Annotated in this window: 18 protein-coding genes; 5 read left to right on the plus strand and 13 right to left on the minus strand. The window is 62.1% G+C overall.

Features of this window, described 5'->3' with window-relative positions:
* Positions 1-493: 493 nt before the first annotated feature.
* The 9 genes from E1809_RS19830 to E1809_RS19870 all read right to left on the minus strand — a co-directional run bounded on the left by E1809_RS19830 (position 494) and on the right by E1809_RS19870 (position 10,442).
* A complete protein-coding gene (locus E1809_RS19830) occupies positions 494-2,311 on the minus strand; it encodes a YcaO-like family protein (RefSeq protein WP_133205961.1) in 1,818 nt (605 codons plus the stop codon).
* Complete coding sequence (locus E1809_RS19835) at positions 2,308-3,864, minus strand: hypothetical protein (RefSeq protein ID WP_133205962.1); 1,557 nt, start codon at positions 3,862-3,864, stop codon at positions 2,308-2,310. Before E1809_RS19835 ends, E1809_RS19830 begins: the two co-directional genes overlap by 4 nt.
* The gene (locus E1809_RS19840) at positions 3,861-4,994 is read right to left on the minus strand and encodes a lantibiotic dehydratase C-terminal domain-containing protein (protein ID WP_133205963.1); all 1,134 of its coding nucleotides are present in this window, start codon (positions 4,992-4,994) and stop codon (positions 3,861-3,863) included. The genes E1809_RS19835 and E1809_RS19840 overlap by 4 nt, the downstream gene beginning before the upstream one ends.
* On the minus strand, positions 4,960-7,350 hold the full coding sequence (locus E1809_RS19845; RefSeq protein ID WP_165962406.1) for a lantibiotic dehydratase: 2,391 nt from the start codon (positions 7,348-7,350) through the stop codon (positions 4,960-4,962). Before E1809_RS19845 ends, E1809_RS19840 begins: the two co-directional genes overlap by 35 nt.
* Positions 7,351-7,550: 200 nt before the next feature.
* Positions 7,551-8,414: an ABC transporter permease gene (locus E1809_RS19850; protein ID WP_133205965.1), complete on the minus strand. Its 864-nt coding sequence runs from the start codon at positions 8,412-8,414 to the stop codon at positions 7,551-7,553.
* Entirely contained in the window at positions 8,411-9,373 is a 963-nt protein-coding gene (locus E1809_RS19855; protein WP_133205966.1) for an ABC transporter ATP-binding protein, read from the minus strand. The genes E1809_RS19850 and E1809_RS19855 overlap by 4 nt, the downstream gene beginning before the upstream one ends.
* Positions 9,374-9,591: 218 nt before the next feature.
* Positions 9,592-9,822 carry a thiazolylpeptide-type bacteriocin gene (locus tag E1809_RS28035; RefSeq protein ID WP_407921059.1) on the minus strand — a complete coding sequence of 77 codons (231 nt, stop codon included), beginning with the start codon at positions 9,820-9,822 and terminating at the stop codon, positions 9,592-9,594.
* A 71-nt stretch (positions 9,823-9,893) separates the two neighbouring features.
* The gene (locus E1809_RS19865; protein ID WP_133205968.1) at positions 9,894-10,130 is read right to left on the minus strand and encodes a hypothetical protein; all 237 of its coding nucleotides are present in this window, start codon (positions 10,128-10,130) and stop codon (positions 9,894-9,896) included.
* Positions 10,131-10,133: 3 nt separating this feature from the next.
* Positions 10,134-10,442 carry an ArsR/SmtB family transcription factor gene (locus tag E1809_RS19870; RefSeq protein ID WP_133205969.1) on the minus strand — a complete coding sequence of 103 codons (309 nt, stop codon included), beginning with the start codon at positions 10,440-10,442 and terminating at the stop codon, positions 10,134-10,136.
* Positions 10,443-10,699: 257 nt separating this feature from the next.
* On the opposite strand from E1809_RS19870, the gene E1809_RS19875 reads away from it, so the two are divergent.
* From E1809_RS19875 to E1809_RS19895, 5 genes are all read left to right on the plus strand, one after another.
* Entirely contained in the window at positions 10,700-11,251 is a 552-nt protein-coding gene (locus E1809_RS19875) for a DUF2306 domain-containing protein (protein ID WP_133205970.1), read from the plus strand.
* Positions 11,252-11,616: 365 nt separating this feature from the next.
* Positions 11,617-12,330, plus strand: a complete 714-nt coding sequence (locus E1809_RS19880; RefSeq protein WP_133205971.1) for a hypothetical protein — start codon at positions 11,617-11,619, stop codon at positions 12,328-12,330.
* Positions 12,331-12,515: 185 nt separating this feature from the next.
* Positions 12,516-12,830 carry a hypothetical protein gene (locus E1809_RS19885; protein ID WP_133205972.1) on the plus strand — a complete coding sequence of 105 codons (315 nt, stop codon included), beginning with the start codon at positions 12,516-12,518 and terminating at the stop codon, positions 12,828-12,830.
* A 371-nt stretch (positions 12,831-13,201) separates the two neighbouring features.
* Positions 13,202-14,998, plus strand: a complete 1,797-nt coding sequence (locus E1809_RS19890; RefSeq protein WP_133205973.1) for an ABC transporter ATP-binding protein — start codon at positions 13,202-13,204, stop codon at positions 14,996-14,998.
* Positions 14,995-16,791 (plus strand): ABC transporter ATP-binding protein, encoded by a 1,797-nt coding sequence (locus E1809_RS19895; RefSeq protein ID WP_133205974.1) that lies wholly within the window; start codon positions 14,995-14,997, stop codon positions 16,789-16,791. The genes E1809_RS19890 and E1809_RS19895 overlap by 4 nt, the downstream gene beginning before the upstream one ends.
* Positions 16,792-16,897: 106 nt before the next feature.
* On the opposite strand, the gene E1809_RS19900 is transcribed toward E1809_RS19895, so the two are convergent.
* The 4 genes from E1809_RS19900 to E1809_RS19915 all read right to left on the minus strand — a co-directional run bounded on the left by E1809_RS19900 (position 16,898) and on the right by E1809_RS19915 (position 19,309).
* Positions 16,898-17,722 carry an alpha/beta fold hydrolase gene (locus E1809_RS19900; protein WP_133205975.1) on the minus strand — a complete coding sequence of 275 codons (825 nt, stop codon included), beginning with the start codon at positions 17,720-17,722 and terminating at the stop codon, positions 16,898-16,900.
* Between the two features lie 239 nt (positions 17,723-17,961).
* On the minus strand, positions 17,962-18,486 hold the full coding sequence (locus E1809_RS19905; RefSeq protein WP_133205976.1) for an ATPase: 525 nt from the start codon (positions 18,484-18,486) through the stop codon (positions 17,962-17,964).
* The gene (locus E1809_RS19910; protein ID WP_133205977.1) at positions 18,483-18,929 is read right to left on the minus strand and encodes a GNAT family N-acetyltransferase; all 447 of its coding nucleotides are present in this window, start codon (positions 18,927-18,929) and stop codon (positions 18,483-18,485) included. Before E1809_RS19910 ends, E1809_RS19905 begins: the two co-directional genes overlap by 4 nt.
* A 92-nt stretch (positions 18,930-19,021) precedes the next feature.
* The gene (locus tag E1809_RS19915) at positions 19,022-19,309 is read right to left on the minus strand and encodes a hypothetical protein (RefSeq protein WP_133205978.1); all 288 of its coding nucleotides are present in this window, start codon (positions 19,307-19,309) and stop codon (positions 19,022-19,024) included.
* Positions 19,310-19,485: the final 176 nt, after the last annotated feature.

Consider the following 19,485-nt stretch of genomic DNA (forward strand, 5'->3'; position numbering starts at 1 on the left):
TGCTCCCACCGAGCGTGTTCCGGCCGCAGGGCAGTGTGCCCGCTCCAACTGATCAACTGGAGGTTTGCGATTAGGTGTCCTAGCTCGTGATTGACCAGAGATCGGCGGAGGGCACCGTAGGTATCGGGAAGATTGGAGCCGGTGCCCGACAAGCGCAGCGCCCGCGGGATGCCGCACCCGGCTGCCTCGGCCGCGGCCTCGGTGCTGCGTATCCCCCGGGGGCACGGATACGAGCGGTGCGGCGCGTACCACTCAGCAGGAGTCGTGCGTCTTATCCGCAGGGTCTCCCAGATGGCTGCAGCCCAGAACATGGCTGGATCAATGTCCGGGTTCTCTCCGACGGCTGTACGCCGAAGTTGTGCTGCCGCGTACTGGACCGCGTCCGCGGGCACTGGTTCAACCATCGCCGTGCGGAGCGTCGATGGTGCTGGCAGTATCCGCTTGCCCCATGTACGACACCAGACAGCATCCGACGGGTTCGCTTGTGGGTCTGTCATGGGAACGGATGCGGGACCGGGCTACCCACAGATCCGCGAACCGACGAGGATCTCTGAAGGAGCGCTCCAGCGCGGTGAATGCGTTCAATGCTGTGTGAGCGGTCATTGAGATGGCCGAAGGTCATCGGTACGGTGCCGGGGACGATCACTTTGACGCAATGGACCCCGGCGGACTCGCGGTACACGTCTGCGGTCTGGTCAACAACGATGACGTCCAGGCCCACGTCATGGAACCTTCCCAGCAGCAGGGTGAGCGCTTCAGCGGTGCTCTCAGAATCGCGCATCGCGGGATCCGTTGATGCGATTGCGTTCGGCTCCTTTTTAGCGGACCGGGATTCGCCGAGGAAGTCCCACAGCGGTCGCGATCCGTTGAGCCCGAAGACGCCGGTGTGGTCGTCGAGTGTGCGGATCTTCGTGTAATCCTCCAGCATTGGCTTGAACTGGTCGGGGGCATACTTTGAAGGAGAGATGCGCCGCCACCGCGGGTACATGAGGGCGTTGGTTGCGGCTTCCTCGACTGCCGCGCTGATGGCACGGTCCGGGTCAGGGTGGGCGCCTGCTGCGACATTCAAGGCCCTGGCTCTGTCGCGCTCCACAGCATCCCCGGAAGCCGTGACCACGGCCATCATGGCCGGTATTCCGAACTCGGTGGTCATGTCCAACACCCGGAGCCGCATGCCCCGGTCCGAGAGTCGTTCGGCCATGTTGCTGGCCAGCGGGAGGTGATTCCACCGGATTTCCTGGAGTTCGGCACCCGAATGCCAGGCCAGCAAGAAGGCGTCCCGCTCGATGACCTCGAACAAGCCGTACAACACTGCCTCGTTCAAGGATCCTCCGAGTGCGCACCCGTTCGAGGACTCGTAGAGGAACCGGGGATGTTCGTCCTGCACGTTCCAGTAGGCGACGTGGGCAGGCAGGAGAACCTGTCGCTGCTGAAGTGTCGACCACGCCCAGACCCACGATGTCTCCAGATCCGGCCGGTAGTTTGCCAGCCGGAACTGAGGATGCCGCACCGCATCCTCGTGGTGCAGGCCGAGGGAGGCCGGGTCGACGGCGTCTGCTTTCAGCAGGTCGAAGCTTCCAAGGACGTTGGTCCTGCGCCCAAGCGGGTTCGCGCTCATGGTCCGCTCAAGGCCTTCCAAGAGTGCCGGCACTTCGGATGAACTGAAGGTTGAAGAGCGCCCGAATCCCCCCTCGATTCGACCCGCACCGGGATGCAGGGTCTCGCTCATCGTCAACGACAAAGGGGAAAGCTCATCACGGGAGATGTGCAGGACCGGCCCCATACGGCGGTCAATGAGCGCGGAACGAAGAACCTTGCGGTCGAAACGGCGCACGCGCCACGAGCTTTTGTCGAGCAATTCATCGCCGTGCGGTACGGCGGGGACGTCGGGCCCGTCTTCACGCTGAATGGCGCACTGGGTGCAGAAAGGATGAACGTGGATCCTATGCCAGGTCAGCGATCCATCGACGACGTTGAGGCACGCGGCGCGCTCCAAGAACTCCGAAGGATTGCCGTGCAATCGTTCCAGGAGCGCTTGAACCAGCCCGGAAAGGTGCGCAGGCCAGGGCTGATCCCCGGTTTGAAAGCGACCGGAGCGCCCATTCAGTGCGTCCGTCGACCACCGATCGGTGCACTCGGAGCACGGACCGGACTCACGGCGCGCCGGGCCGATGACGACGGTGTTGCCGACAATGGCGGCAGAAATGCGCGTTCCATCGACCAAGGTGGAATGAGCCGTTTTTTGCGCGCGAAGCTGGTCGGACATGGTCGCCTGTACGCTTCCGGGGAGGCTTCCAACGTGTTCGCTCATGCGACCACCTCAGTGATGATCAGGCCGACCTCTTCGACCGCTTTAGCCCTTAACACCATCCCGTTCTCAATCGCGGATGCGACAAGGTCCCGGTCGGCGATCCCGGCGCTTCGCTCCGCCGGTGCGGATGTCTTCTCGTGCATGGTGCACCACTGGCGCATTCCTTCGGCGCGCGCGATGGCGATTTCCCGGGCGGAATCCTTGCCGGACGCCACCGCAGTGCTTCGCATTCCATCGAGCGTGACCGTAACCCGATGCGCAGCTACCGGGCCCCAACGGAGGACGGACTCGTCGACTTCCGGAACGCCCCATCGGTGGAGTCTGGCCAGGGCACGGCGAGGGTTAGAGCCCCAGTCTCCAAGGCCCCCATCCGGAAGCCACTCATAGTTGCCATTCAAGAGTTCGTCCACGACTGCTGCCGTCGCAGAGACCATCGGGGTCGGACCTATCGCCTTGCCCGTCGGAAGCTTGAGAGTCTGCCGAAGCAACGGTTCAAGGGCATCCCACCGGGCGTTCGGCAGCTCAGAAGCGGTCCCTCCCTGTACCCGACCGTGCGCGTCGGAGCAGACCGCGAGACTCACCGGCACTTGCGGGAGGTCCCGGGGATGAGGTTCCTTAACTGCGCCAAAGACTTCGTCCCAAACGACACTGAGTTCGTCAGGGAGAGCCTCGATTAAGCCCGTGCCATCGGCCGGGAAGTCTTCAACGGCAACAATGGGCCACGAAGAGAGCCCGTGAAGATTTTCCACATCGACCTGCCGATGGATTTCAGCTGTGATTGATCGGTCAGTGACCCACCATTTGCGCACGAGCGGGGGCTTTTCGTTTGCTTCAGCAAGAAGTGCGGCGTTATGGGCGAGGGCGATGACAACCTGGCCCGAGACGAGCGCTGCCGCGACAGGATCTGAAGCAAATGATTCGAGTCCGGGTACGGGTGTGTTCGTTTCGACCGCCGCTGCCGTCGCCAGGTCTCCTGTCACAGCCGGCACGGGACCAACCTTCACTAGGCTGCCGTCATCGCACACCAACAGATGACCGTCCTGACGGCCGGGCGTTTGCACCGTCACTGTCACCCTCGCACCCGTGGTGGTGATGCTTGCTCCTGCCAACGAGCCCCTTTGAGGCCCAACGTCGATACCTGCCGCTATCAGCGATTCTTCGATGTTCCGACGCAGGTCCGCGTCGGGTCCGCCCAGGCGAACTGTGGTCTTCGCCAACAGGCGGCTTGCGGCCAACGGTTTCTCCGTGATGCCGTCAACAATCCGAAACACATCTGCGCCAAGCAATCCGTCCACTGCCAATGGTTCTTCTGCCTCGGCAAGAAATGAAAGAGCGTCCAAGTCGGCCAGGAGAGATTCAACAGTCTTCCGTGCACCGATCGGCAGGGCTGCCACCAACCCCTCTGCAACGAATCCTGTTCGGAGTGCGGGTTCAACGGCGTCCCACAGCAGTGCAGCGTTATTCCCTTTGAAATTGATGGTTCGGTCCTGTGCGACGATCTGTACCCCGGATGCGTCCTTCCAGATGTCGACCGACGCGCGAAGCCGCTTCATTCGCCCCTCCATGGAAGGGTCGGCGCTGCGGACGGGTCGAGGGCTTGCCGCGCGACGCCGCCGGCCACCAGCGTCTTCCAGGTTGTCGCTTCCTGGTCCTCGACGGCCCGCGAGAGGAAGTAAGCCAAGGTGTACCGCTCGACCGGGTGGATGTCCATCAAGGTCAGAATGTCGAACTGACAATTGATGAGAAAGCGGAAGGCGCTGAAGGCGTCGCTGTCACCGAGTTTCGTGAAGTCAAGTTTCCGGAACTCGGTATGGAAGTCGCTGTACTTGCGGTCATCCCCGCCACCCCATCGTCGGCCGAGTTGCTCGCCCATCGACTTCGCCAACTCGAGGCGGTCGGCGTGCGGGTAGGGCAACACGAGTCCGCGCCGGGCCAGGTCAAGGGCTGGGTCCCACGCTGCGCTTACCCACCCTTCCCACCGCTCCAACATTGGATCAGGCTGGTTGCCCAACGATTTGAAGAGAGCTGCGATCGGTTCCCTCTGGTTCTCATAGCTTTTCGCCCACACTTCTTCAATGCGCTCCGAGGCAGGATTCCAGTGAAGGAACTCTTTCCAGTGCGAAAGGTAAGCGAGGTAGCCGTGCGCCGCTCCCCCATCGGGATACGCTTTGGCAAGCGCCAACATCGCATATAGCGCGATGACGGATCGCCGGTCATGCTGCTGTGTGAGGGCTTCCTGAACCATCGGAAGCGATTGGCTGATGAGCGCACCTTTGACCTTCAACACCTCCAGGTCGCGCACAAAGGTATCGGTCCCTACCGGTTGTTGCTCCCACTCGATGGTGTTGTCCTTGGCGACGGGACCGTAGGGGCCAGGGACCAGCTCTGCCTGGCCGAGAGAGATCGACGTCTTCTCCCACTCCTGGGGGTCGATCTCCCGAGTGCTCGGTCGGCGTTCGAGGGCCAGACGAGCCGCTTCCTCGATGCCCAAGCGGATGTCCTCTTGCAGCGGCGCGGCTGTGCTCATGTTGATGCGGAGATGCGGGCCGCGAAGCCAATGGCGCTGGATCCAGAGTGCATCGATCCCCGATACGCGTTCCATCTCCCGAAGGAGCGGGAGGAGATCCAGAAGGAGTTCTCGCTTGCGGTCATCGTGATGATTCAGGCGAAGCGTAGAGATCATCGGTGTTCCCCCTAAAGTCGTTCATTTCGAAGTACCATTCGCTGGCGTGGGTGCCACGAGCTGAACGGTGTTCACTGGTGTCTGGAGTCGGCAGGCATTCTTCGAAGAGGATTTGGTCGCCGAAATCTTCAAGCCGTCTGGCGAGCGTAATTCCGTGTAGCTGACTCATGAAGTCAACGAGCATGGGCTTTGGCCCGCGGCCGTCCTTCATCGGGTCCAATGGCTTTGGCAGATCCCGCACGAAAACCATTTCGGGCATCTTCTGCTCCAGCCTCCATTCATTGAGCCGGCGGAAGGCAGCCTTTCCGTCATCCAGGAGCGAGACCACCGTCGCGGTCGGCACGGCCCATCTTCTCCTGAGCACGACGAGCGATCCGACCGTAATCCTGGGGGCCGTGATGACTTCATCGCCTGTGCGTCGAGCCACCATGTCAGCGGCAATTTCGCCGAAAGACAGGTAGGGCACGCCTCCGGAGCAAGCCAAGAGGAGCTCCAAGGACGGCAGAGCGTAAGGAACCAGGAATCCGAGATACTTCACATCCACGCTGCGGCCATCCCGGCTTTCGACAAGAAGCGCGCCGTTCTCTTCGCGCAGCATCAGTTCAGCGGCCGAAACGCTCGGAGAGTGGGTCGTGTCATCGGGCGGTGCAATGTCGAGATCCAGCAACGATGGAGAGAGATTGGCATTGAATCCGAGTGTCGGGCGGAGTTGCGCCGGAATCGCGCCCGGGCCCGTGAACGAGCGGACATAGTCACTTACCATTTCCCTATAACCGTCAGGAGCCGCGGAAAGGAAACGGGATACAAACCGCCCTTCACCGCCGTAGACGTGATTCAGCACGAGGTCATTTCCGTGCCTCTGTCCGAAGATGGCAAATGACCGGGTACGGTCCTGACCCAATCCATGGAGCGACCGGCTGAGTTCGTTAAGATCGGCGGGATCGATCTCGACGATGTCGGCTTCTGATCCGTTCCATTGTGAAAACAGTTTGACTGCTGACCGTCGAAATGCCGCCAACGGATCGTCTGAAGACCTCATTATGGCCATACGCTTTGGAAGGTCGTCCCGAAGTCCTTGCGCAAACGACAAAATATCATCGCATTTTCCGCCGGGTCCAAAACGTTCACGAAATGAGTCAAGGAGGGCAGCATCGATGATGCGCTGCTCGTCCAGACCATGAAGTACTGGAAGCAAGAGAGCGAGATCCGCCGCCCAGGTCCCCTGTATTTCAGGGTCGAGGTCCGTAAATTCGTCACAGTAGGCGTCCTCATAAAAGAGGTTCGTGAAGGATCTACGCTTCTCCCCTCTGTCCTCGAGTTCGAGCAGCTCGGTCCATCGAGCCCTGATCTGTCCGATTAGCTCGGCACGGGTCGGGCCCGAGGCATCCGCAAGCCCCCGGCGCACGCCCATGGTCGCCCTGTGAGCATCGCGGTATTTTTCGGCCAAGTTTCCCGAGAGACCTTCAAGGAATCGCTGCCACTTTTCCTCGAAATCGGTTGCCTGCTCCGAAACGGGCGCAACCGGTACGAATACGCCGATACCAATGAGACGGTTGACGATCTCCTCGGCACCTGGGGCACCCGTACTCGTGCGGAGGCTCTCAACAAGGCTCTGGTATGAGTGTTCGACCGCAGGCAGCGACCGAAGGCCCATTACAAGACCTTCCCAAGCTGGCGTTGCCGGAAAGTTCACGATTTCTTCGCTGAATTCATCGACTGGACCACCGCGCCCTGACCAAACCCGCCGGGTCCAGGACAACGGTGCGCTGGAACTCCGGAAAAGATCAGACAGCCGCCATCCGATCTGTTGCTTCGTTTCGGACGATGCGGCCAGCTGACGAAGCAGCATCCGATAGAGAACCCGTGAGGTGGTGATCTCCGAGCGGATCCCGTTTGCAACCGTGTCAGGTCGCGGGCCAAGCGCGATCACAGTGTGTCTGCTGAAAGGGCTGACCTTGGCAGTGGAACGACCGAAGTAGGTCACCATGGACGGCATCGCTTTACGTGTGCGACCAGTGGGGTGCGCGGTAGCCTCGCCGGCCAGGCGATTCAGGGAATGGAGCAGGGCGTCTGACGACAGTGCGAGGCCCCGTTGTACATCAACATCGGCCGCCCAGCGACGGAGTATCGCCAACTCGTCCGACCCGCCGTCAGCCGCTTCGGTGTCGATGTGGCTCTCCAGTTCACGGATGCGGAGATCCAAGGTCTGGTAGTTCCCGATCTCACCACGCAGAGCGTCGCATCCAACAGCCACTGCCGACGGTCGAGCCTGCCTGCGGTTGTGCACATCCCGCCGAAGCTCGATGAGTGCCCGCCGCACCTTGGTGTCTTCTTCCAGGGGAATGCGCAGGGTCAAACGATCCGAAAGTATGCGGCCAAGTTCCTCACGAGACCGGCGGTGATCGACGAGTTCACCGATCAGCTGTCCTAGTTGATCTGTCCTCGGCGAAGTCAGTCGTACCCAGGGATGCGGGTTGACCCGTGCCATTCGAAACGGGCTGACGCGAGGGGTTGCACCGCGCGAAACCTTGGCTTCGCCTTCCAGTCTCGCCGGACTCATTCGGAATCGCTCGCAGGGGACGGTCGAAACGAGCGACGACGGGGGCTGCGCGGCTCTCGTTCGCTCGCCCAGCGGAACCAGCGGGCGGACACGAGCAGGCCGATGATTGTCCAGCCAAATAGGATCCCGAGTTCGTCCCAACGCTCGGGAAACGCTCCCGTCGCCAACGACCGCATGAGCAGGTCAAGGACCGGCCGGACGGGCAGCATATCCACGACGGACTTCAACCCATCGCTCAACGGCATCTCGAAGAACACCCCCGAAATGAAGGCCAAAGGGAAGTAGACGACATTCACAATCGGTACGGCGGTTTCAGCGTTGGGAGGAAGTAGCGAAAGGGCGATTCCGAGCGACATGAAGCAGATCATGCCCAAGGCCAGCGCCAGGAGCCCGGGACCGACGGCCGAGCCCGGGATCTCCACGTGAAAGACGGAGATCCCAATGGCGGCCACAACACCGATTACCAGGAGGCTCGTAATAGCTGAATTCGCCAGGAATCCAGCAATGACGACCACTGGAGACGCAGCGGAAGTTCGCAGCCTGCGATAAAGTCCGATACCGCGCCTGATGGCAAGGCCGATGGCCACGTTAGCGAAGGCGACGGCCATCAAGGCGAATACCAGAACACCGCCGAAAGTCCTGGTGCGGGCTTCCAAGGGAAGTCCGTCATAGACGACCTGGTCACCGCCCGAACTTGAGAATGAGACCCCAAACACGACGTACAGAACGACTGGCATGAGTGCGATGAACAACACCGTCACAGGCGTCGCCCAAAAAACCTTAAGTTCGCAAGCGATCTGTTGACGGAGCGCGGAGAACAAACGTCCACCACCGACAGTCTCCGTGAGTGTGCTGCTCATACGGTCCCTCCGATCAGTTCAACATAGGCATCATCCAGATTTGGTTCATGGATCGAGAGTCCAGCCAGTGGCACTTGCTCTGCTTCCGACCAAATACGCAGCGTCTGAATCAACGCTTCGGAATCGTCCGCGCTCACCTCGATACGATTGCCTGCGCGCTGAGCTCCCTCTGGGAGGGTCCTGACATCAGAGGCAACCGAGAACGTCGCCACGGTCTTGACCCCAGAGACATCGACAAGTGCCTGGGGCGCTCCCGAGAAGACAATCTCACCTGCACGAAGGACATGGATTGTGTCGGCCACCTCCTGAATCTCATCAAGCTGGTGGGACGTGAGCACCACCGTCACCCCTGCGTCCCTGAGAGATCGCAGCAGTGAGAGTGCCTCGCGCCGGGACACCGGATCGAGGCCGGCAGTCGGTTCATCGAGAAACACCACTTCGGGCGCGCCTACCAGCGCAAAAAGAATGTCAGCCCGGTGCCGGGTACCGACCGACAGACTTCCCAACTTCTTGTCCAGCTTGTCAGTAAGGCTCAGGGCTTCCGCAATGGGCTCGATCGCCCATCCCTTCGTGTAATAACTCCGTTGGCGGCGCGCCACGTCCCTGACCGTCAGGGCAGATTCGAAGCCACTGACCTGCAGGGCTACACCGATTCGCCGGCGCAGCTTTCGAAATTCTCTCGGATTCGACGGATCCAGTCCGAGTACTTGAGCCCGTCCGGTGGACGGAGTCCGGTGTCCCTCGAGCATCTCGATGGTCGTGGTCTTACCGGCCCCGTTGGGGCCCAACAGTGCCACGATCGTGCCTGGATCGACAGCAAAGCTAACATCCGCAACGGCGCTTGCGGCGCCGTAGGTCTTCCCGAGGTGCTGCGCCCATACCGCTGGCGATGCTTCCCCCTTGGCGAACGTGCGCGGCTCGCCTTGTGCTGGACGGCGCACGTGATTTTCGGTAGTCATGGGCAGACGGCTCCCTGCTGCCGGAGGCAGCGTAAATTAGATGGCCCATCCGACCCGGGAGACCCAGGGAGCCTCGACCGGGAAGGTGTTCAGATGGATGACATATTTTTGGCGCACTTGCTGTACGGAACATGTGCATGAAATTCAGTCCGGGGAGTCGAGGGGTGGAGCAGGGAGGCCCCACCCCTCAACAATGAAACGTCAGCGGCTGCTGATCATTAGGACGAGCAGCAGGAGCTGCTACCGCAGCACGAACTCGAGTTGCTGCTGCTCGAACCACTGGTTGCACCGGTTTCCGGTACAGCCACAGACTCCCGGACTGAAAGAACCTCGATGCCATCGAAGTCCAGATCCGGCAGCGTGATCGTCATGCCTTGAGTGTTTTCCAACGTTCCCCCTTGGGTTGAACCAAAACCGACCGTCCGGCTTGGTAAGCAAATATCTATCATATTGATTTACTGGAAGGGCAGCAGAAAACAACCCACCAGCGAATATGACGAGGGACCCAAAAACGGGAGCGTTAGCCCACTTGGTTGAGCGTCGTCTCGATCTGCGCGAGACGTTGCTCGATGTCACGGAGGAGGCGGGCCTGCTCACGTTCCGCTTCGCCGCGCTCACGCAACAAAGACCGCACATCCTGCAGCACATTCGCTTCCCGCGTGACCGTGCGCGACCGCATGACTGTGTTGACGATCGCAAAGGAAATCCCGCCGACGATCGCGACAATCGGGATAATGAAACCCCACGTTGAATCCATCTCTTAGTCCTGTTCCTCTTTGGGCTGTTGCTTTGCCGCTGCCTCGATCAGGGCCGGCGTCACGGTGAGCTCGAAATCAACCAGACTCATGTACTTCACGGAAGAGCCGGTCACGGAAAGCTCAAGCGAACTCTCAATGAACCCGGCCGCTTCAAGCTTTGCCGCATGCATGTAAAGCAAAGCCCGTGACATACCAAGGCGCCTCGCCAATTCACTGACGTGAAGCCGACCACCGCGAAGCTCGGCGATGATCGCCAGGCGATGCTGGCTAGCCAGCGCCGCGAGGGATCCAGTTAGTTCCTCCAACGTCATGATTATCAGAGTATTGCACCTGTAATAAAAAAGCTACACCCTACCGGCGGAGTGCGTTTTTGCCTCACAATCCGCCGCCTGCAAAGGTGTACCAAATAGTGGCCAAGGACTGCTGCCACGGACTGCGGGGCGCAAGGATCAATTCCGACGATCCAACGATCGATGGTCAGACAGCCGGCAGGACACCCGTACTGCCTCGGACGGGGCGCCCGCGTCCCGCACTCGGCTCTGCAATTTGTGCCCTTATCCTTGGGGGCATGGGGAATCTGAGTGTGCTTGTGGTCAGCCATCTTGTGGCGGCGTTGTATGTCATTGCGATCGGCCCGGTCCAGATCCTGCGGCCACGCCGGGATCGCCTACACCGGACCATGGGGTATTTGTGGGTTTCGGCAATGTATTACGTGTGTCTGAGCAGCTTTTGGATTGTCAGCGAAGGGCATTTCACGTGGCTGCACGCCCTATCGGCCTTCACTCTGGTGACGGTGACCCTCGGCCTGATGGCCGCCATCAAAGGCAATATTCGCGCACACCGCGGCAACATGATTGGAAGCTTCTTTGGCACGCTCATTGCCTTCGGCTTTGCCGTCGGTGTTCCGGGCCGGTCGCTTCCGCGGCTCATGGCCTCCAATCCCGGAACCGGAATCTTCGTTGCCCTGCTTGTGATTGTGAGTGTCGGAGTGGTGTATTTGTCACTGTTCCGGGGAAGCCGGTCCAGGGCCAAGGCGGGGCCGGGCGCCCCTCGACGACGGGCCGAGGTAGGGCGGATAGTTCCCGCAGGCGAGGCAGTCAGACGGGTCCCAGTGCGGTGAATGCCTCGAACTTTCCGCGGTGCCCAACCAGCCGGGATGTCGCTGATGACACCGTTTGCGATTCAGTAGAGCACCTGTCATAGAGTGCTGAAGGGTCGAGACGGACCCTTCGGTTCGAAACGCGAAAAACCCGGGGGTACCGAGTGCTGGACATTGTCACAGCCGCATACAAATCAGTCACTATACTGGTCAGTTTTTCAGCCATAGGGTCGTTCGTTTACGGCCTGGCTCGGTTCTCTGAGCTTTGGTCCCGGCCTTCAAGGGGTTCAGCGACTGAGAAGCGGCGGGCGTGGAGCAGGGGAACGTACGCTTACCTCATTGCAGTTACGCCCTTCCTGGTTTTGAGCTTATCGATTCCCTTTTCGATGGATGCGGGACGGCTCGCCACGATCTCGGTGACCGGCGCAAGCGGTCTTACCGTGGGTATCCTCGGGATGCTGGCAGCTCAGGTCGAGCAGCGCAGCGCTGAACCCGGTTGGACCGGCGACCTCCTTGAGGACCTCCTGCGTTGCTGGAGGAGCGAAGACCCGCTCACTCCTCGGATCCTACTGCGTCATCGGGCAACGCTGCGCCGGCTCAGCGCCCAGGATGCCGGCAACGCGTTCCACCCTGGGCGAAGGGCTAGGATGACCGGGCCTTTCGAGGATGCAGTCCAGTCGATGCTCGGGTACAGATACGAAGTGAAGGCGCACCGATTCGCATCCTGGCGTACTTGGGGTCTCGCCGCCCCGCTCCTGAAGAGCCGGAACCCCATGATCTGGTTGCTGTCCCTCCCGCTCGGCGCAAGCGTCCTGCTCACTCCATATGTTGCAAGGGAAGCCCACGAACCCGTGAATACCCTTTTCGCCGCGGCATCCTTGGTCGCAGTAGGTGCCGGAGCGACGTGTTTCAGCATGTGGGCCTGGCTTGCCGCAGGCCTGCGCCGTTACTGCATCTTTAAGACGCGGCAGGAACGGTGTAACAGCCTCATCTCCGATCTCAGCGAGAGACTCCAGTCCTCCACACCGGTCCAGTCCCAGAGCCTCCGCCAGTCCCCATGGAGGTCCAGGCTGACGTCCATCCTCACGCCGCGTTCCTAACACCCCCGACGAACTTCAGCCAGGGCGTAGCCCGCGGCCAAATATCGTCGGCACCCCATGGAATGTCGGACCTCGACATATGACTGAGCGGCCGGTTACTTCCATATATGGCTAACAACAGGTAAGTCCGCAGAACCGGGCCATGACGCATTTGCCGTAGCTGGTGGAACAGCTAGCATCGCCCCATGAGTGCGATCCAGTCGGCCAACAGGGATTTCGGCGTGATCCAAGAGCTCCTTCGAAGGACGCTCAAGATCAAGCAACTTGACCCCCTTGAATTTCCACGCGATGAACGAAACGACGGATCCCGTGAATATGGCGCGAGCGATAATTGGGACGTCGCAACGATCATCCGCGCCGGGCAGCTTCGAGTGATCTACAAGGACGGCATGTTCTGGGGCGCACAAAAGGGCGCCGAGGAACCGCAGTATCTGGCTGACCTGTTCGACCATATCAAGGCACAGTCTCCGTCCACCGCCCTCGCCGAAGGCGCCCTATAGCGGGAACGTCCGACTCGCCACCAGGTCGCACATTCCCATGTCCAAGTACTCCGCGCACTGCATCCATTGAGATGGGACGGGCGGAGAATGGATCCGCGATCCGCCGCCAATCAGTTCGCTAAAACTTCCAAGCGGAAGAACCGCGATGCATCGGTCGCCCACTTCTGACGTCATGACGTGGACGTGTGGCTTGGCGATCTAAGCTACTCGAGTAGACTGGTCGTGTTCTGCCGTGATGCGTCTTTGCTCACTGACGTTCAGTGAGGTTTGGGTGCCGCGTCTGGCGGACGTGTGGGCATGGTCAAGTGCTGACGCCCACCCCGGAACTTGTGGACCGGGCATCCTTAGGACTGGCAGAGATAGGGGGCGTTATGGGCATCAGAAGGCTCGAATCGTGGATCCGGCCGTACCGGGCGAGGGTCGCGCTCATGATCGTCGGAGATGTCACCGCCCTGGTGGTCGGGATGATCGTGCCGTTGGTTATCGCAGCTGCCATCGACGGATCGGTTGCGCGGGACGATGTTGCGGCGCTGTGGACGAACGTGGTGATCCTGCTGGTCCTGCTGCTGGTGCAGTCGGCGGCGTTCGCGTTCCGGTTCGTCCCGACGGCGCACGCCGCGCAGCTGAACCGTGAGCTGCGCACGGGTCTTTTCGACCGGTTGCTCCGCCAGCCGCCCGCTTACCACCACCGCACTGGCGCGGGGCAGGCCGTCGCCCGGCTCGTCGGCGACGTCGAGCAGATCGGCTTCTGGTACAGCAACACCTCAGCCTTTCTCATCTCCACGATCGTCAGCCTGCTCGCGGCGACCGTGATGATGGTGGCGATTCAGCCGATTCTCGGCGCCGTCGCCGTGCTGGCGCTATCGCCCCTCACGTGGGTCGTGTGGCGGGCCCGCCAGCGCATGGGCACGGCGATCACCGAGGCCCGCCGGTGCGCCGGCGAGCTTGCCACGGCTTCGGAAGAGTCTGCCGTCGGGGTACGGGTATGGAAGGGCGTCGGCGGCGGGCCGGCTGTGCGGGCACGTTTCGACCGGCTCTCCCGGCTCGCCCGCGACGCGCAGATCGTCGTCGTGGACCGGATGGCGTCCAACCTCGGCGTCACGCAGGGCTACCCAATGCTTGTGCTCGCCGGACTGATCGTGGCCGGCATCGCGCTGGTCGCCCGCGGCTCGCTCAGCGTTGGCGACCTCGTCGCGTTCGCCGCATACTACTCACGGATCCAATTCCCCCTGGTCATGCTTGGCGTCAACCTCGCGGGCCTGCAGGTCGCCGCAGTGGCGGCGGATCGGCTCGGCGACGTGTTCGACACCGACGGCGAGATACGCTCCCCGGACCGCCCCGTCGCGTTCCCGGCCCACGACGGCCTCTCCCTGCGCTTCGACGACGTGCACTTCGCCTACCCTGGCACGGAGCATCCAGTACTGCACGGGGTTGAGCTGCAGATTGAGCCGGGCGAGGTCCTCGCCCTGGTCGGCGCCACGGGATCCGGAAAGTCCACCCTGCTCTCGCTCGTCAACCGACTCGCGGATCCATCAGCCGGAAGGGTCCTGATCGACGGAGTCGACGTGCGGGACCTCGAACCTACTGAGTTGCGCGCCCACGTCGGAGTGGCGTTCGAGGAGGCCGTGCTGTTCTCCACCAGCGTGGCGGACAATCTGCATGCCGGGCGGACCCGTACCACCGACGTCGAAGTCGGCGAGGTGCTCTCCGTGGTGCAGGCCGACTTCGTCCACGATCTGCCGGACGGTGCCAACACGATCGTGGGCGAGAGAGGACAGACGTTGTCCGGCGGTCAGCGCCAACGGCTGGCCCTCGGGCGGACGCTGCTGGGCGGGTCTCGCATTCTGTTGTTGGACGACCCCACGTCCGCGCTCGACGTCCGCACGGAAGAGGCCCTGCTGAAGCGTCTTCGACAGACCGTCGCTGGCTCCACGGTGCTGCTGACCGCACGCAGGCCGACCACCGCGATGCTCGCCGACCGGGTCGCCGTGCTGCAGGAGGGACGGGTCGTCGCAGTGGGCACCCACGAGGAGTTGCTACGAGGCAGTGCCGAATACCGCCGGGTGATGATCGCTGACGACAACCGGCCGACGCGCGAATTAGCTGCGGGCCACGACCAGAACGAGGACAACGCCCACCCGGCGGACGAGACTGAGGTAGCCCGATGAGCCGTGCCCAGACCAGCAGCCCGGTGCGCATGCTCGTAGCCTTGGCGCGCCCGTACCGGCGGAGCCTCGCCCTGCTGCTGCTCGTCTCCGTGGTCGTGGTTGCCCTGCAACTGGCCGGCCCCAGGCTCGTAGCCGTGGGGATCGACGCCGCCGTGCGGCCTGCCTCCCGGGGCGACTATTGGCCGCTCGCCGAGATTGCCCTGGCACTGCTCGCCGCGGGGGCGCTGACGTGGGTTCTCACCGTCGTGTCGAGGCGTGGCATCGGAAGGGTCGGCGAGGCGGTCACCTATGACCTGCGCTGCAAAGTTGACGGCGAGTTCGCCCGTCTGCCGATTGCGTATCACGAGCGTTGGTCAACGGGCCTGATCATCTCACGGCTCACCGCGGATGTAGACACGGTGAGCGATCTGTTCGCGAACGTCCTCTCCGGTCTGCTGACGTCGACACTGATGTGTCTTGGCGTGGTGGCAGCGATGCTGCTGCTCGATCCCATCGTCGCTGGCGTGGTGATCGCCTCGATCCTGCCTGCACTGGTACTCACGACCTGGCGTGTGCGGCGGATGGCGCCGACGCGGATCGCCGAGCGCGACGCCATCGCTCAGGTCACCGCGGACGCCGTCGAACCGCTCGGCGCCGTCGCTGTCGTGCAGTCCCTCGGCACCGAACCGTGGCACGCCCACGAATTCGGCCGCAGCTCGGAACGTCTGCAGAAAATCTCGCGCCGCATCGTCGCTACCATGAGCACCTATTACGGAACGATCGAAGCCGCGACTCAGCTGGCGGGTATCGTCGCGCTCACGGTCGGCGCACTGCGGGTGATGAGCGGATCCCTGCCGCTGGGCGCACTGGCCGCTTTCATCCTCTACGTCGGAATGTTGTTCGGCGGCTTGCGGTCCACATCGTTCGTGCTCGATTCGATGCTGACAGCGTTCGCGGCGGCGCGGAAAATCGCAGACTTCCTCGACGGAGAGCAAAGCGTGCCAGAGTCATCAGATCCGATCGCGCCACCTCTTCCGCTGCGCGGAGAGGTCCGTCTCTGCGCCGTGAGCTTCGGCTATCAGGAGGGGAGCCGGGAGGTCGCCGATCTGGATCTGGTGCTGCGGCCCGGGGAGGTCGCGGCGATGCTCGGATCCACCGGCGCGGGCAAGTCGACGATCGCCAAGCTGATTGCCCGGTTCTACGATCCGACGTCGGGTCGCGTGCTGCTGGACGGGATCGATCTGAAGGACCTGGCGGAGGTCGACCTGCGCTCGATGGTGGTGCTTCTCACTCAGGAGATGTTCCTCTTCTCCGGAACGATCGCCGACAACATCCGGCTCAGCCGACCCGACGCGACCGACCAGGAGGTCACCGTCGCCGCCACCGCGGTCGGGGCGCACCCGTTCATCGCCGCCCTGCCCGAAGGCTACGCCACCCACGTGCATCAGCGGGGAACGCGGCTGTCGGCCGGGCAGCGTCAACTGATCGCCTTCGCCCGCGCATTCCTCGCAGATCCTGCGGTCGTGATCCTCGATGAGGCGACTGCTTCGCTGGACATTCCGACGGAGCGCACGCTGCACCAGGCGCTGCGGACCCTGCTGTCGGGGCGCACGGCGTTGATAATCGCGCATCGGCTGTCGAGCCTCGACATTACGGACCGCGTCCTCGTCATCGAGGGTGGGCGCATCATCGACGACGACACCCCGGCACGACTGCTGGCGAAGGGCGCCGGTGCGTTCGCAGCCCTGTACCGTGACGCCCACGGCCAGCCCCGCGGAACGGAAGACCCGGCCGGGACTTGGATGCCATTGTGACAGCGCTTGATGACATGGCAGGCCTGACGCGGTCGGCGAGCAGTATCCAAATGGTCGGTGTTGATGGCCGGTCCGGTGCAGGCAAGCGCCGGGCGCCGTGGAGCAGTCAGTGCAGGTCGTTCGGGTCTGTGAGAAGAAACGATCTGAGCGCCGAGATCCATTCCTCGAATGCGTCAAGGTGAGCGTCGTGTGACGCACCCGCGAGGTCGCGCCGCCTGACATTCCGGCCACGCCTGACGAACTCGGCCTTCTCATCCTCCGTGAAAATTCCCATGTCTGCATAGATGACCAGCGAGGGGACACGGACGCTCTCCCACTCCGACCACCTGGGTACGGCAACCTCGTTGAGTGCGGCAACCATCACTTCCGGGTCGAACCGTGGCCAGAGGCCGTCGTCGCGTTCTTCCAGATCGGCTGCCCAAGCCGTTTCAAGCGGGCCCTCGCCAAGGTATGCGCGCGCCGCGGCGCGGTTCCCGAACGGGACAGGCCAGGAACGGAAGAAGTTCCCCATGGCCTCGGTCTCCTCGGGGTTGGCGCTGTCAGCGCCGACCTCGAGCAATACCATACGGGTAACAAGGTCTGGCCGTGCGGCAGCGACCAGCATCGCGGTGTGGCCGCCCATTGACTGTCCCACGAGAGCAACCGGGCAAGCGGCCGTCTCCTCGATCACGCGAACAACGTCGGCCACGAATGCTTCCCTGGACAGGTCCGCCGGGTGGCGCGTGCTTCCGCCATGTCCGCGGAGATCGACGCAGATGGTCCGAAACTCAGGCAGCGCTTGGGACGTCCGGAAGAACTCTCTTGCGCTGCCGGCGAGACCGTGCAGGATCACGACCGGCGGGCCGTCTCCACCGCTATCAAAGCACATGATTTGTACATTGGTTCCCACGTCGACGGTGAAGCTCTTGGCGGAGGCCACAACAGATTCCATTTCCATCACACTAGTGCCAGCCGGATGCACCAGGCTTCAGAAACGACGCAATCAGATGCCGAGAAAATCCGTGCCACAACGAGCGTGCATGGGATTCAGCTAAGGGACGCGGGACTGGATGACGGACCGAGTCAAGTGGCCCGAATCGCAACACCCGCCGCGTTTTGCTGCGCATCGCGGTGCGGACATCGTACTGCGCCAACGACGAATTCGGTGCGATCCGTTCAAGGAAAGGGAACCTACACCCATCCTGTATGGCGAACGAGTTCCTCTGCAACCTGCGTCGGGCTGAGGGCGTCCGTGTCGAGACGGAACACTCCCGTGCCCGCACCGTCATTGAGTCCTCGCGCAGCTTCGCGGTTTCGTTCAAGGTCTTCCGGCCGAGTCGCACCGTGGTTTCGTGAGGAAAGCCGCCTGGCCGCGTCCGAATCCCCGCAGCAAAGCAGGACCGGAATGATTCTGGGATGCCCGCCGATGGCCTCAGCTATGCGGTCGGCGAAAAGTACTGACGCCGTGTTCGCGTAGATCAGTCTCCGGTACCCAAACGCATGATAATTCGCCCAGACGGCCTTGAGGTTTCTCCATGCGAAACCAGCCGATGGGAATTCACGGTGTGGTGCGGGGTAAGCCAGATCCATGTAGTCGCCCTCAATGACTGCATGGTGGACATCGGATTGTTTCAGGAGTTCGTGCGCAGCCAACGCCGACGTCGTTTTTCCCACACCGGACCGGCCGCCCAGCAGAAGAACCTCCGTTCTGCTCATACCGTCCCCTGTGACAGATTCATCAGACCGGCTGATGTCGGGCTGAATCCGCAACCGGCGTAGAACCCTTCAAGCAGCCGTTCATAGTCAACGTGCGGCCATTGCGCCCCGCGCGCCTTTGCCTCGGGCGCGGCGAACCCGAGCAGCCGGAGACCAAGTCCTGTCCGCCGGTGATCAGGATGCACTGTTGTATCAAGGATGAAAGTATGAATTCCTCGGTCACCGGCTACATTGACAAAACCGACCAAACGCCGGTCGAGAAATGCGCCCACCCACAGCAGGCTCTGAGACAATACCGGCGCGAACGACCGTGATTGGTGCCCCGGCCAGGACTCCGAAAAAAGGTCGTTGAGGGCTTCGTCGGTCAGTTTCGGACAGAGTTCGAAGGCCGCTACACTGGCGCCCGAAAATCGTCTGTCAGTAGCCAATATTGCTGCCTCCATGGTACTCAACTTGCACTTGTAAGTGTTTTGAGCAACGGGATCCGCTTCGTTGGAGCGGCCGGGGCTGCGGGTTCGAGCGGCGTCGTCGGGGCTCACAGCCCAATGGCCGAAGCCGCCTTCTCGTACCTGGCAATCTCGTCCTTTAAGAAGTCCATCCCGACGCCGTCGTTGATGCGCTCCTGGGTCGTGAGAACCCTGAACAGCAGCCCTCGGGCTATCGCGGCCACCGGCACGTTCAATTCTTCAAGTGCGGCTCGATCCAATCCGTGCCAGCACAAAGCATCCGCAAGAATGATGCCGTCGGCATATGAAGCGGGCCGCCAGTACGGCGAAACGTCGATGATGCCGGGAGGCCTTTCCGCCTCAAACAAGACATTCATGGTGAGATCCCCGTGAATGAGTTGTGCTGGCCCCAGGTCGGTACAGGGGGCCCGTAGTCGAGTCACAAGGGACCCGAGTTCGGGTTCGAGGGTCCGGCTGTCGACGTCCCAGGTACGTTTGTCGGCCTTCGACCACCAACCCTGGGTCCGGTGCAGGAAGTCCGGTTTAGGAAGAG

Source organism: Arthrobacter terricola (assembly GCF_004354015.1).
Lineage (GTDB): Bacteria > Actinomycetota > Actinomycetes > Actinomycetales > Micrococcaceae > Arthrobacter > Arthrobacter terricola.

Bases quoted from the DNA above. Each gene is read 5' to 3' on its own strand.
- E1809_RS19910 (WP_133205977.1), bottom strand. From the start codon at position 18,929: ATGGAGGCAGCAATATTGGCTACTGACAGACGATTTTCGGGCGCCAGT.
- E1809_RS19875 (WP_133205970.1), top strand. From the start codon at position 10,700: ATGGGGAATCTGAGTGTGCTTGTGGTCAGCCATCTTGTGGCGGCGTTG.
- E1809_RS19865 (WP_133205968.1), bottom strand. From the start codon at position 10,130: ATGGATTCAACGTGGGGTTTCATTATCCCGATTGTCGCGATCGTCGGC.
- E1809_RS19850 (WP_133205965.1), bottom strand. From the start codon at position 8,414: ATGAGCAGCACACTCACGGAGACTGTCGGTGGTGGACGTTTGTTCTCC.
- E1809_RS19840 (WP_133205963.1), bottom strand. From the start codon at position 4,994: ATGATCTCTACGCTTCGCCTGAATCATCACGATGACCGCAAGCGAGAA.
- E1809_RS19900 (WP_133205975.1), bottom strand. From the start codon at position 17,722: ATGGAATCTGTTGTGGCCTCCGCCAAGAGCTTCACCGTCGACGTGGGA.
- E1809_RS28035 (WP_407921059.1), bottom strand. From the start codon at position 9,822: ATGATAGATATTTGCTTACCAAGCCGGACGGTCGGTTTTGGTTCAACC.
- E1809_RS19905 (WP_133205976.1), bottom strand. From the start codon at position 18,486: ATGAGCAGAACGGAGGTTCTTCTGCTGGGCGGCCGGTCCGGTGTGGGA.
- E1809_RS19835 (WP_133205962.1), bottom strand. From the start codon at position 3,864: ATGAAGCGGCTTCGCGCGTCGGTCGACATCTGGAAGGACGCATCCGGG.
- E1809_RS19880 (WP_133205971.1), top strand. From the start codon at position 11,617: ATGGATGCGGGACGGCTCGCCACGATCTCGGTGACCGGCGCAAGCGGT.
- E1809_RS19870 (WP_133205969.1), bottom strand. From the start codon at position 10,442: ATGACGTTGGAGGAACTAACTGGATCCCTCGCGGCGCTGGCTAGCCAG.
- E1809_RS19885 (WP_133205972.1), top strand. From the start codon at position 12,516: ATGAGTGCGATCCAGTCGGCCAACAGGGATTTCGGCGTGATCCAAGAG.
- E1809_RS19895 (WP_133205974.1), top strand. From the start codon at position 14,995: ATGAGCCGTGCCCAGACCAGCAGCCCGGTGCGCATGCTCGTAGCCTTG.
- E1809_RS19830 (WP_133205961.1), bottom strand. From the start codon at position 2,311: ATGAGCGAACACGTTGGAAGCCTCCCCGGAAGCGTACAGGCGACCATG.
- E1809_RS19890 (WP_133205973.1), top strand. From the start codon at position 13,202: ATGGGCATCAGAAGGCTCGAATCGTGGATCCGGCCGTACCGGGCGAGG.
- E1809_RS19855 (WP_133205966.1), bottom strand. From the start codon at position 9,373: ATGACTACCGAAAATCACGTGCGCCGTCCAGCACAAGGCGAGCCGCGC.
- E1809_RS19915 (WP_133205978.1), bottom strand. From the start codon at position 19,309: ATGAATGTCTTGTTTGAGGCGGAAAGGCCTCCCGGCATCATCGACGTT.